The following is a 12,356-nucleotide window of genomic DNA, read 5'->3' on the forward strand; positions in this document are numbered from 1 at the left end:
GTCGCTCCAGATCGGATCGGGGAGGGGTGGGACCATCAGCGTCAGAAGGAGGCGGGTGCGCGGCGCCCGGTGACACCCTTGGCGTAGGCCGACATCGCCGCCGCCACGGCGGACGGGTCCAGCTTCCGCGGCGGGTCGACGCTCGGCCGGCGAGCCTCGGGAATGAGGTGCGGCTGTGGCACGCGGCGCGGCAACCCGACCTCGGGGGCGGGCGCCGGCGTGGCGGCTGCCCATTTCTCACCGGCGTCGACCGGCCAGATGACGGCTACCGAGCCATCCAGGGCGGTCTTGAACCAGCCGTTCACCGAGGGCAGACCCGGCAGCTCCATCGTGGCGTACTGGTCCGACGGCGCGGTCTTGGCCTCGGCCGCCGGCTGGAACAGCGGGGCGGGTGAGGAGCGCGGGCGACCGGAGGCGGGCGGCGCCGCCGTCCCCGCCCGTCCGGCACCGGCCGCGACCGGGACCCGTCCGGCGGTGGGCATGCCATTTCCGGAGCCGGCCACGGACCCGCCCGCGCGGGCTGCCGAGGGCGTGACCGGGCGGCCACCAGCGGCCGACGGTCGGCTCAGACCAACCGTGGCTTCCATCGGTTCCGGGCGCTGCGCGGCTCGGCGCACGAAGACCGTTGCCGGCATCGCGATCTCCGCCACGGTGCCACGCACCGGTCCGGGGCGCAGCTCGACCCGGACACCGTGCCGGGCCGCGAGCCGGGCGACGACGGTGAGGCCCATCGCCCGTACGCCCGACACGTCGACCGACGCCGGGTTGGCAAGCGCGGCGTTCAGCTGATCGCACCGCTGCATGGAGAGCCCGACCCCCTGGTCCACCACCTGCACGATGGCTCGGTCGACGAGCGCGTGCCCGGTGACCAGCACCTCGGCCTCCGGCGGCGAGTAGCCGGTCGCGTTGTCCAGCAGCTCCGCGACCAGGTGCACGATCTCGTCCACCGCGGTGCCGGCGATCGACAGTTCCTTGTCGACGGCGCCGATCCGTACCCGGGTGTAGTGCTCGATCTGGGACAGCGCGGCCTGGATCACGTTGTCGAGCGGAACCGGTTCCTGGCGTACCCGGGAGATGCCGGAACCGCCGAGCACCAGCAGGCTCTGGTTGATCCGCGCCATCCGGGTGGCGAGGTGGTCCAGCTGGTACAGCTGCTGGAGCCGCTCCGGATCGGCCTCGTCGCGCTCCACCTCGTCGACCTGGGCGAGCATCGCGTCCACCAGTCGCTGCTCGCGTCGGGACAGGTGAACGAAGATCTCCGAGATGTTGGCCCGCATCACCGCCTGCTCGCCGGCGATCCGGACCGCCTCCCGGTGCAGCGCCCGGGTTGCGGTCGCCACCTCGGCGATCTCGTCGGTACCGGTGATCTTGAACTCCGACACCGAGCGGTCGGCCACCTCGTTGGGTTGCACGCTGCCGGGCGGGGCCGCGCTGAGTTCACGGACCACAGCCGGCAACCGGTCGTAGGCCACCTTGGTCACCGTGTTGCGCAGCGAACGCAGCCGGCGCGTGATCCGCCGAGCCACCACACCGGTGAGTACGGCGGTGAGCACCAGCACGAGGAAGATGCCGATGCTCTGCAACAGCGCGTTGCGGAGGAGTTGTCCACGTTCGGTCGCCACCCGGTCGGCCACCGCGGCGTCCACTTCGCCCTGGATCTGGTACATCTCGCTGATCCAGCCGTCGGTGGCCCCGACCCAGGCGTTCGCGTCGACGGTGAGCCGGTCACCGGGGAGCGTCCGGCCCACCTGATCCTGCAACCGCTGCGCGGCGACCACCTGCGGGTGGGTGCCGATCTGCTCCCAACGCGCCACCCAACCCGGTTCGGCCAGGGCCAGGAAGGCGTTGCCGGCCTCGGCGTAGCGGGCCTGGGCACCGACGATCTCCTGCTGTCCGGCCGGGGTCAGCTCGGCGCCATCGAGGCTGCGCAGCACGATGACCTGCAGCTGACCGATCGCCTCACCCGCCTCCGAAACCGCCACTGCGGCCCGGACGTCGTCGGCGATCCGCGTCGAGGTGTCGGTGGCCACGGACGCGCGGAAGGTGAGCAGGTCCGCGACGAGGATGCGATAGCTGAAGGCGACCGCGGAGAGTGAGGCACGAGGGCTGGAGCGCACCTGCTCGCGTACGGTGCTCAGCGCGTTCAGGCCGGCATCGACCCGTTGCAGGGCGGAGGCCGTGACCGTCACCTCGGCACGCCGCTGCTGGAACTCGACGATCTCGGCGTCCGTGCGTGCCACCTGCTCGTCGAAGGTGGCGCTGGCGGCCTGGCTCTGGGTGGTCAGCTCGACCGCGGCGATCACCCGCTCGGCCTGAAGGGCGCGGGCCAGTGCGCCCGCCTGGGTGGAGAGCGTGACCACGTCGTGCACGCTGCCCGCGTTCAGCACCTGCCGGACCGTGCCCTCAAGGGCCAGGCCGGCGAACCCGACGACGGCGACCAGCGGTACGGCGACCAGCAACCGGAGTAGGCGGACGATGCTGCCGCGGGCCAGCCATCCCCGGCGCGCCTCGGCGTGTGTGCGCACCGCGCCTGCCGCTGTTGCACGTGTCACTAGCGTACTCCGCCCTCTTGCCTCATCGACGTTGATCGCAGCAGGAACCGACGGACGTGCCGGCTACATGGTGGAGTGTTGGCGGGCATGCCCACGTTAGAGCGCATTCCTACCACGAGGTATGAGTTCGCTTCCAGAATTCTGCTCGCCTGTCCAAGACCTGATTGACGTCTCGGACATCACCTGGAAACGCGACAGCGATACCTGATCAACCAATCGTCATAGATGAATAGACGGACGGGCGACGCCAGATCCTGACCGATCATGTATGGACTCGGGCGTGCCGGCCGGCGTCGCCCCTGCCGTCCGGCCAGCCGCGTCGGCCCACACCATCAACATGACCGGGAGGCCCATCACATACCCCCTTGGGGTATATGGTCGGTGGTGAGGAGGCGATGACATGTCCCACGCCGACGCCCAGCACGACGCGGCGCAGCACGGCGGGCATGGTCGGCACGACAAGCACGCCGGACACGACCCGGAGGCATTCCGCCGTAAGTTCTGGCTGAGCCTGGTGCTGACCGTGCCGATCGTGGCCACCAGTCACATGGTGATGGACTGGTTCGGCTACCAGCTGGACTTCCCCGGGATCGACCTGGTGGGCCCGACGCTCGGCACCGTGGTCTTCGGCTACGGCGGCTGGCCGTTCCTACAGGGCGCGGTACGCGAAATCCGGGACCGCGCACCCGGGATGATGCTGCTCATCGCCATGGCGATCACGGTGGCCTACGTCGCGTCGCTGGCCACCGCGCTCGGCGCGTTCGACCTGGACTTCTGGTGGGAGCTGGCTGCGCTGGTCACCATCATGCTGCTCGGGCACTGGCAGGAGATGAAGGCGATCGGCCAGGCACGGGGAGCGCTGTCGGCGCTGGCCGCGTTGCTGCCGGACGACGCCGAACGGCTCGACCCGGACGGTCAGCCACAGCGGGTGCCCGCCACCGACCTCCGGGTCGGTGACGTGGTGCTGGTCCGGCCGGGCACGCGGGTCCCGGCGGACGGGCGGGTCGTCGAGGGTCAGGCCGAGGTGGACGAGTCGATGATCACGGGTGAGTCGCGGCCGGTATCCCGGTCGCCCGACGACCGGGTGGTGGCCGGCACCGTGGCCACCGACGCCGCGTTGCGTGTCCGGATCGAGGCGGTCGGCGACGACACCGCGCTGGCCGGCGTCCAGCGGCTCGTGGCGCAGGCGCAGCAGTCCAGCGGCCGGGCGCAGGTGCTGGCCGACCGCTTTGCCGCCGGGCTGTTCTACATCGCGACCGCGACCGCCCTGGTCACGCTGGCGGTCTGGTCCGTGCTGGGCAACCTGGACGAAGCAGTCGTTCGTACGGTGACAGTGCTGGTCATCGCCTGTCCACACGCGCTCGGCCTGGCCATCCCGCTGGTGATCGCACTGTCCACGTCGGTCGCGGCGAAGAGCGGCATCCTGATCAAGGATCGGCTGGCGCTGGAGCGGATGCGCAGTGTGGACACCGTGCTCTTCGACAAGACCGGCACGCTGACCCGGGGCCAGCACACCGTCACCGGCGTCGCCGCCGCCGGACCGGGCACAACCACCGCCGGACCGGGCACGACCACCGCCGGACCGGGCACGACCACCGCCGGACCGGACGCGGCCGGGGTCAGCGAGCAGGACGTGCTCGCCATCGCGGCGGCGGTGGAGGCGGACAGCGAACACTCGCTCGCCCGCGCGATCGTGACGGCGGCCGGGCAGCAGCCGGATCGGCGCGCGGCGCGCGGATTCCACTCGCTGACCGGCCGTGGGGTACGCGCCCAGGTGGACGGGGTGACCTACGCCGTCGGCGGTCCGGCGCTGCTGCGGGAGCTCGACGCCACGGTCCCCGGGGACCTCGCCGACCGCGAACGGGAGTGGTCCCGCCGCGGCGCCGCGGTGCTGTACCTGCTTCGGTTGTCCGGCGACCGGGCCATCATGCTCGGTGCCCTCGCGCTCGAGGACGAGGTGCGGCCGGAGGCCCGGCAGGCCATCGCCGACCTGAGGCAGCAGGGCATTCGGAAGATCGTCATGATCACCGGGGACGCTCGCCCGGTCGCCGAGGCGGTCGCCGCCGACCTGGGGTTCCGCTCCGGCGAGGACGAGGTCCTGGCGGAGGTGCTGCCGGCGGACAAGGACGACGCGGTGACCCAACTGCAACGGCGGGGACTGCGGGTGGCGATGGTGGGCGACGGAGTCAACGACGCTCCGGCGCTGGCCCGCGCCAACGTGGGCATCGCCATCGGCGCCGGCACCGACGTGGCCATCGAGTCTGCCGGGGTGGTGCTCGCCTCGTCCGACCCGCGCGGCGTGACCGGGGTGATCCGGCTGTCCCGGGCCACGTACCGGAAGATGATCCAGAATCTGGCCTGGGCCGCCGGGTACAACGTGGTCGCGCTGCCGCTCGCCGCCGGCGTCCTGGCCTGGGCCGGGGTGACGTTGAGCCCGGCGGTCGCGGCGGTGCTGATGTCGGCCTCCACCATCGTGGTGGCGCTCAACGCCCAACTGCTACGCCGGGTCGAGCTACGTCCGCCGGACTGAGCACCAGCTCTGGAAATGGGAAGGTACGTACAAGACCGGGGCCGGACGCGGCGGTGAGACTCGACGGCATGGAAACCGGCATCGAGCCCGTACGCTTCGACACCAAGATCGCGGTCCTGCTCCGCGACGACCTGCCGACCTGGCAGCGACTCAACATGACAGCGTTCCTGGTCAGCGGCATCGGCCAGGCCGTGCCCGAGGTGATCGGCGAGCCGTACGCCGACGCCGACGGCACTCCCTACCTGCCGATGTTCCGGCAGCCCGTACTGGTCTTCGTGGGCCCGAAGGAGACCGTGACCGCTGCCCACCGGCGCGCCGTGGCCCGCCAGCTACCGCTGTCGGTCTTCACCTCGGACCTGTTCGGCACCGGCAACGACCGGGACAACCGGGCGGCGGTCCGCGCCGTCGGCCGCGACCACCTCGACCTGGTCGGTCTGGCCGTGTACGGCCCGAAGAACGCCGTCGACAAGGTCCTCAAGGGGGCCCGGATGCACCCCTGAGCCTGCCGTCGCGGGCGTACTGGCCGGGGTTGAAGCCGAGGATCCGCTTGAAGTGCCGGTTCAGGTGGGACTGGTCGTGGAAGCCAGCGGTGGCGGCCACGTCCCGGGCCGGCACGCCCTCGCGCAGCAGCCGCCGGGCCAGGTCCACCCGCCGGGAGATCACGTACTGGTGCGGGCCGATACCGAAGGCCGCAGAATAGGCGCGGACCAGGTAGGTCGGGTGGGCGTGGAGAAGATTGGCGGCCTCGGCCAGGGTCACTCCCTCGACGAAGCGCTCGTCGAGCAACTCCCGCAGGCGGCGGGCGATCTGCGGGTCACGCACCGTCGCCGCGTCGGCCGTACGCCGGCTGAGGTGCGCCCGGAGTCGCTCGACGACGAACGCGAGGTGCACCTCCGCGGCGAACTCGTCGCCCGGCTCGGTCAGCCGCGCGTGCAACAGATCGATCCGCCGCCGCAGGGCCGCGTCGTCGAAGGTCGGCCGATCCACGGCGCGGCCAACCAGCCGTGCTCCGAGACGGGTGCGGTCGAGGTAGAGGACCCGCTTGCGGAAGCCCTGCGGAGTGACCGGTGAGCCGTTGTGCGCCACGTTGGGCGGCAGCAGGGTGACGACCTGCCGGAACGCGCCGTGCTCGTGGCGGTCCAGGTCGTACCGGACGATCCCGTCGTCGACCGTCAGCAGCGTCCAGCTGTCGTGCGTGTGCATCGGATAGGCGTGGTCGGTGAAGTGCGCGTGCAGCACCTCGGCAATCCCGCCGACCGACGGAGACCAGACCCGCACCCGCCCCCGCCCACACACCCCCGAACCCTAACGCCCCCCTTCTCGCCGATCATGCACATGTGGTCGCCGCAATGCGGCTTTTGACGGCTTTCGCGACAACCATAGGTGCATGATCGCGACGGGGTGGGGGGGTGTGGGGATGGGGGGTGGAACTTAGTGGGGGGTGTGGCCGACCAACCTTGCGACGTCGATCTTCGAGGGGAATCGCATGCCCACCTCCCTGTCCCATCGGCTGGTGCGTCCGGCCGTACTGCTCACCGGGGTTGTCCTCGCCGTCTCGGTCGCCGGCTGCGGATCGTCCGACGACGCGACGACGGCCGCACCGAGCCCGTCGGCCTCCGCCCCCGCCAGCCCCAGCGCCGAGGCCGGCGTGCTGGGCATCCAGGACCCGTGGGTGAAGGCGGCCGACGAGGGGATGACGGCGGCGTTCGGCACGCTGGTCAACAGCAGCGCCGCCGACGTCACCATCACCGGGGCCAGCACCACCGTGTCGCCGATGGAACTGCACGAGATGGCGATGAAGGACGGGAAGATGGTCATGCAGGCCAAGGCCGGTGGCGTGGTGATCAAGGCCGGCAGCGAGCACAAGCTCGAACCCGGCGGCGACCACCTGATGCTGATGAACCTCGCCCAGCCGGTCAGGGCCGGCGACGAGTTGACCTTCACCCTCACCTTCGCCGACGGCCGGACCCAGACGTTCACCGCCGTGGCCAAGCCGTTCACCGGGGCACAGGAGAGTTACGCTCCCGGGCACGGTGAGCCGATGCCGCACACGTCCACCAGCCACAGCCCGGCGCCATGACCCCGAGCAGCCGGCCGGTGAGCAGGCGCGGCCTGCTCACCGGCGGGGCCCTGGCGGCCGGCGGCACCCTGGTCGGCGCCGCCGCGGTCGCCGCCACCCGAGGCGACGCGTCAGCCCCCGCGTCCACACCCGCGCCGGGGCGGGTGCCGGTGGCGGCGCTCGGCGAGGCGATCGAGCCGTTCCACGGCGAACGACAGGCCGGGGTCGCCACCGAGCCACAGGCGCACGCCGCGTTCGTCGCGTTCACCCTGCGCCCCGACACCGACCGGGCCGCCCTCGGCCGACTGCTGCGCCTGCTCTCCGACGACGCCGCCCGGCTCACCCAGGGGCGGCCCGCGCTGGCCGACACCGAGCCGGAGCTGGGATTGCTGCCCGCCCGGCTCACCGTCACCTTCGGCTTCGGCCCGGGGCTGTACGCCGCCGCGGGACTCGACGAGCGCCGCCCGCCCTCGGTGGTCGACCTGCCACCGTTCTCGATCGACCGGCTGCGACCGGCCTGGTCCGGTGGGGATCTGCTGGTGCAGATCTGCGCCGACGACCCGATCACCGTCGCGCACACCCAACGGGTCCTGATCAAGGACAGCCGCCCGTTCGCCACCGTCCGGTGGGTGCAGCAGGGCTTTCGGCGAGCCGCCGGCGCCGAGCCTGGTCGTACGCAACGCAACCTCTTCGGACAGCTCGACGGTACCGCCAATCCGAAGCCGGGCACGCCGCTGGAAACCGCGGTATGGGTCCCGGCCGGGCCCGACTGGCTGCGTCACGGCAGCACTCTGGTGGTGCGGCGGATCAGCATGAACCTGGAGACCTGGGACCTGCTCGGCCGCACCGACCGGGAACTGGCCATCGGCCGGCGACTGGGCACCGGGGCCCCGCTGACCGGCGACGCCGAGCATGACGAGCCCGACTTCGCCGCGCTCGGCCCCGACGGGCTGACGGTCATTCCGGACTTCTCCCACCTCACCCGGGCACACGTCACCGACGACCGGTTCCGGATCCTGCGCCGCCCCTACAACTACGATGGAGTACCCACCGCCGACGGCACCGCCGACAGCGGCCTGATCTTCGCGTCGTACCAGGCCGACATCGCGACCCAGTTCCTGCCCATCCAACGGCGGCTCGCCGAGCGGGACCTGCTCAACGAGTGGGTCACCCCGATCGGCTCCGCCGTCTTCGCCGTACCTCCCGGTTGCCCGGAGGGCGGCTGGGTCGGCCAGCAGTTGCTCGACTGACGAGGAGAACGACCGCCATGCTCATCCGTCTCCGCCGCCCGCTCACCGCCGGCTTCCTCGCCGCCACGCTGGCCGTCGCAGCCATGCTGATCGGGCCGGTCTCCCCCGCGTACGCGCACAACGTGCTGCGCAAGGCGACGCCCGCCCAGGACGCCGAGCTCACCAAGCCACCAACCAAGATCACCCTGGAGTTCATGCAGAAGCTGAACCCGTCGTTCACCACCATCACGCTCAGCGACGCGGACAAGCAGAAGGTGGCAACCGGTGAACCGGAGGTGACCGGGGTGAAGGGCACGATCACCATCGACGCGCCGCTGGCCAACGGCGCCTACACGGTCGCGTACCGGGTCGTCTCCACCGACGGGCACCCGGTGCAGGGGTCGTACAAGTTCACCGTCGCCGACCCGACGGCCACCGCCGAACCCACCCCCAGCGTCAGCCCCGAGCCGAGCGAACCGGAGGCCCCGGCGACCCCGACCGCCGCGCCGACCTCCGCCGCTGCTGCCAGCCCCGCCGCGAGCGACTCGTCCGGCGGCTCGGGCACGGTGGCGCTGCTGGCCGGCGCCGGGGTGCTGATCGCCCTGATCGCCGGCGCGGCGGTGGTCCTGCTGCGTCGTCGCCGCACCGCCGGTGGACCAGCCGGGCAGTGATCACACCGGCCGGGTCAGGCCGCCGGCCTCAGCGCAGCAGCACCGGTCCGGCATCGATCCGGGTACGGAACAACGCGTACGGCTTGCGGCGCAGGTCCTTCCCCAGTTGATAGCCGGCCTGCCGGTGCAGCTGGTTGGCGGTGACGTAGAGGTGTCCGTCGACGGCCACCGCCAGGGTGTCGGGCCAGAGCAGCCGGGGATCGTGCAGCACCGTCTCGTACCCGCCGTCCGGGAGCCGCCGCAGCACCGCGTTGTGTTCGTACGAGGTCAGGTAGACCCGGCCGGCGTCGTCGCTCTCCAGGCCGTCGGAGCCGGTGCCCTTGTCACCCTCGTGCACCACGGTCGCGGCGACCTCGTCCTCGCTGATCGAGACGTCGGCCAGGGCATCGGTGGCGACGCTGTACCACTGGCGCGAGGCCAGCGAGCAGTAGTAGAGCCGGGAACCATCGGCGGAGATCGCGATCCCGTCGGAGCCGACCAGCACCGGTTCCGGTGGCCCGTCCGCCGGCCGGCGCAGGAACGGACGCCCCTCCACCAGCGGCCGGAAGCGGGACAGCGGCTCCGCCTTGGTGGACGGGTGGTCGTGCAGTCGCCGCCAGGAGGCCCCGGAGGCCAGGTCGACCACGATGATCCCGTTCGGGCCGGCGACCGCCGAATCGGTGAGGTAGGCGATCCCTGCCGCGCCGCGTCGCAGGTCGAAGCGCACGTCGTTGAGGTACGTGGTGGGCAGCGCCACATCCGCCGGGAAGGCGATCACCTGGCCGACGGTGCCGGTGTCCAGGTCGACCCGGACGAGCTTGGGCCCGCCCGGTCGGGTCGGCTGGAGCATCGGGCTGCCGGTGTCGAGCACCCAGAGCCGGTCGGCCGGGTCGACCACCACGCTCTGCACCGAGACGAACGCGTCCTGGTCGTCGTCGCCGCGCGGCCGGTTCCATGCCTCGTCGGGGAACGGCACCTCGGCACCGTCGCGCAGCTCCACGACGGTGGCCGGCACCTCGTCGCCCCACCGGGGAAAGTTGACGAAGATCCGGCCGGTGTGCGAAACGCTCACTCCGGTCGGCATTGGCCCGGTGAAGGCGTGGACGAGTTCCAGTTCGCCGACCGGTTCGTCCGACAACTGCTCGCTCACGGGCTGCTCCAGACTCTCGGTCCGGCCCCCGTTCCCGCTGCCGGACCGGGCAAACGTGCTGCGCACCCGGGGCAACGCCAAGCTGACCGAGTGGCGGCGAAGATCAACAGGAGGTGGCCGGACGCGGCGCGGGAGGGCGGGGGTTGTCGGCGTAGCCGGCGGCCTGGAGGGTGAACAGGTCGGCGTAGCGACCACCCACGGCCACCAGTTCGTCGTGGGTGCCCTCCTCGACCAGCCGACCGTGGTGCAGGACGAAGATCCGGTCCGCGTGCCGGACGTTGGCCAGCCGGTGCGTGATGAGGATGGTGGTCGCCCGGCCACGCCGGTCGCGGATGGCCTGGAAGAGCGCGTCCTCCGCACGCGGATCGAGCGCGGAGGACGGTTCGTCCATCACCAGCAGCTCCGCGTCGCGGAGGAACCCGCGGGCGGCGGTGATCCGCTGCCACTGCCCGCCGGAGAGGTCCTGCCCCTTGGCGAAGGTGCGGTCGAGCAGCGTCTCGTACCCGTGGGGCAGCTCGCGGATCATCTCGTCGGCGACGGCCCGGGCCGCGGCGGCCTCGATCCGGTCCTGCTGGGCCTCGGTGTCGATGTCCCCGATGGCGATGTTCGTGGCGGCGGTGAACGGCCACTTGTGGTACTCCTGCGTGACCACCGCGATACGGCCGCGCAGCTCGTCGCGGTCCCACTCGGGCAGCGGTCGCCCGTTCCAGCGGATCACGCCCTCGGTGGGCGAACGCAGGTTGGCGATCATCGCGGCGAGGCTGCTCTTGCCCGAGCCGTTCTCTCCGACGAAGGCCACGGTCTGCCCCGCCTCGATGGTCAACGTCACGCGATCGACGGCCGCGCTGTCCCGGTCCGGGTAGCGCAGGCTCACGGCGTCGATGGCCAGCGCGCGCAACCGGTCGGGTGACGCCGCCGCCACCCGCGCCGGCAGATAGGCGGCGGCCCGGGTCATGAATCCGGTGTAGTCGCGGAAATGCTGGCCCTCGGTGTAGACGCGATCCATCTGGTAGGTCACGACGGAGAGCGAGCGCTGCGCCGCCTGCACCGCGATGACGCAGGTCGCTGCCGCCGCGAGCGGGATCTGCCCGTCGATGAGCAGCAGCCCGAGCAGCACGTACACCACGGCGGTGGCGACTCCCCCGATCATCGATCCCACCGTGATGGTCGTGGTGACCCGGCGGGCCAGGGCCAGCTCGATGTCGGTCTCCACCCCCATCACCCGGTCGTACTGGTCGAGCAGGAACCGGCGCAGCCCGTACGACCGCAGCTCCGGAGCCGAGGCTCGTTCGGCCATCAGCCGGTGCAGCAGCCACATCCGGCGCCGTCGGACCGAGCCGGCGATGTAGGTCTGGTACCGCAGGTGCCCCGCCCGCAGCGACGCCCAGGCGTTCGGCACGGTCGCGACCAGCAGCGCCGGCAGCAGCAGCGGATGGATCACCACGACGGCGACCGCCACCGCGATCACCCCCACCAGCCCGGCGAGCAGGTTCATCGAGGCGGGCACCAGGTCGACCGCCGAGTCGGTGCCGCGCGACGCGCGTTCCATGTCGTCGGCGAACGCGTCCGCGTCGAACGCGTCCAACCGCACCGCCGTGGTCACCTCGAACAGCCCTCGCTCGACCTCCCGGCTCACCCGAGGCGTCAGACCGTTCATCGCGTACCCGGTGGCGATCGCCATGCCGGAACGGGCCGCGGTCGTGGCGGCCAGCACCGCGAGCGCCGGCAGGGCGGCCACCACCTTGTCCGCGGTCGGCCCGCCGGCGAAGAGTTCCACCAGCACCCGCTGCGCCGCCAGCAGCCCGAACGCCGACATCACCCCGGCGCCGACCGTCGCACCGGCGACCACCGAGGTGCGCAGCCGGTCGGCCTGCCAGCTGATCCGCATGGCGGCCCAGATGAGCTTGGGCAGCTCGGCGAAGACAGCGAAGAGGCCCGCTTCGGTCCGGGCCCGGATCCCCGTCTCCCACCACATCGTCCGCAGCTCCGGGAGCACCGACTCGGTCGTCACCGGTCCGGCTCGGTCCGATCGGGCCCGACGCCGGGTCGACGTGGCGGCCATGGAGCTACCTCCTCGGATGGGCGACGCGCGGCCGCCGCCGACGGCGACGGGCGGCAGCACGCCGCTCGCCGCGGAGCGGAACACCGCCGTCGTAGCCGAAGGCATCCGACCAACCACTTATAGT

At 71.8% G+C, this 12,356-nt stretch carries 9 protein-coding genes; 5 read left to right on the top strand and 4 right to left on the bottom strand.

Annotation, left to right across the window (positions count from 1 at the left end):
- Positions 1 to 41: 41 nt before the first annotated feature.
- On the bottom strand, positions 42 to 2,525 hold the full coding sequence (locus BMY89_RS16470; protein WP_139217958.1) for a sensor histidine kinase: 2,484 nt from the start codon (positions 2,523 to 2,525) through the stop codon (positions 42 to 44).
- Positions 2,526 to 2,952: 427 nt separating this feature from the next.
- On the opposite strand from BMY89_RS16470, the gene BMY89_RS16475 reads away from it, so the two are divergent.
- Both BMY89_RS16475 and BMY89_RS16480 read left to right on the top strand, forming a co-directional pair.
- Positions 2,953 to 5,082 carry a heavy metal translocating P-type ATPase gene (locus BMY89_RS16475; protein WP_092380891.1) on the top strand — a complete coding sequence of 710 codons (2,130 nt, stop codon included), beginning with the start codon at positions 2,953 to 2,955 and terminating at the stop codon, positions 5,080 to 5,082.
- 68 nt (positions 5,083 to 5,150) lie between these two features.
- Complete coding sequence (locus BMY89_RS16480; RefSeq protein ID WP_092380892.1) at positions 5,151 to 5,582, top strand: DUF2000 domain-containing protein; 432 nt, start codon at positions 5,151 to 5,153, stop codon at positions 5,580 to 5,582.
- Here the strand turns inward: BMY89_RS16480 and BMY89_RS16485 are convergent.
- Positions 5,557 to 6,378, bottom strand: a complete 822-nt coding sequence (locus tag BMY89_RS16485) for a helix-turn-helix transcriptional regulator (protein WP_232521385.1) — start codon at positions 6,376 to 6,378, stop codon at positions 5,557 to 5,559. The genes BMY89_RS16480 and BMY89_RS16485 overlap by 26 nt on opposite strands.
- 190 nt (positions 6,379 to 6,568) lie before the next feature.
- Here BMY89_RS16485 and BMY89_RS16490 point away from each other — a divergent pair, with 190 nt between their 5' ends.
- The 3 genes from BMY89_RS16490 to BMY89_RS16500 are packed head-to-tail and all read left to right on the top strand — an operon-like array spanning position 6,569 to position 9,041.
- Positions 6,569 to 7,162 (top strand): copper chaperone PCu(A)C, encoded by a 594-nt coding sequence (locus tag BMY89_RS16490; RefSeq protein WP_092380893.1) that lies wholly within the window; start codon positions 6,569 to 6,571, stop codon positions 7,160 to 7,162.
- Positions 7,159 to 8,391 (top strand): Dyp-type peroxidase, encoded by a 1,233-nt coding sequence (locus tag BMY89_RS16495; RefSeq protein ID WP_092380894.1) that lies wholly within the window; start codon positions 7,159 to 7,161, stop codon positions 8,389 to 8,391. Before BMY89_RS16490 ends, BMY89_RS16495 begins: the two co-directional genes overlap by 4 nt.
- A gap of 17 nt (positions 8,392 to 8,408) precedes the next feature.
- Complete coding sequence (locus tag BMY89_RS16500; RefSeq protein WP_092380895.1) at positions 8,409 to 9,041, top strand: copper resistance CopC family protein; 633 nt, start codon at positions 8,409 to 8,411, stop codon at positions 9,039 to 9,041.
- Between the two features lie 28 nt (positions 9,042 to 9,069).
- Here BMY89_RS16500 and BMY89_RS16505 read toward each other — a convergent pair whose 3' ends face one another.
- Together BMY89_RS16505 and BMY89_RS16510 are read right to left on the bottom strand one after the other, a co-directional pair.
- A complete protein-coding gene (locus tag BMY89_RS16505) occupies positions 9,070 to 10,170 on the bottom strand; it encodes an L-dopachrome tautomerase-related protein (protein WP_092381190.1) in 1,101 nt (366 codons plus the stop codon).
- A 103-nt stretch (positions 10,171 to 10,273) separates the two neighbouring features.
- Positions 10,274 to 12,232, bottom strand: coding sequence for an ABC transporter ATP-binding protein (locus tag BMY89_RS16510; RefSeq protein ID WP_092381191.1), 1,959 nt, complete (start codon positions 12,230 to 12,232; stop codon positions 10,274 to 10,276).
- Positions 12,233 to 12,356: the final 124 nt, after the last annotated feature.

This window comes from Micromonospora phaseoli (genome assembly GCF_900109115.1).
Classification (GTDB): Bacteria; Actinomycetota; Actinomycetes; order Mycobacteriales; family Micromonosporaceae; genus Micromonospora; species Micromonospora phaseoli.

What these genes read in the sequence shown, in the direction of transcription:
- BMY89_RS16490 (WP_092380893.1), top strand. Translation starts at nt 6,569, where the DNA reads ATGCCCACCTCCCTGTCCCATCGGCTGGTGCGTCCGGCCGTACTGCTC.
- BMY89_RS16500 (WP_092380895.1), top strand. Translation starts at nt 8,409, where the DNA reads ATGCTCATCCGTCTCCGCCGCCCGCTCACCGCCGGCTTCCTCGCCGCC.
- BMY89_RS16510 (WP_092381191.1), bottom strand. Translation starts at nt 12,232, where the DNA reads ATGGCCGCCACGTCGACCCGGCGTCGGGCCCGATCGGACCGAGCCGGA.
- BMY89_RS16495 (WP_092380894.1), top strand. Translation starts at nt 7,159, where the DNA reads ATGACCCCGAGCAGCCGGCCGGTGAGCAGGCGCGGCCTGCTCACCGGC.
- BMY89_RS16475 (WP_092380891.1), top strand. Translation starts at nt 2,953, where the DNA reads ATGTCCCACGCCGACGCCCAGCACGACGCGGCGCAGCACGGCGGGCAT.
- BMY89_RS16480 (WP_092380892.1), top strand. Translation starts at nt 5,151, where the DNA reads ATGGAAACCGGCATCGAGCCCGTACGCTTCGACACCAAGATCGCGGTC.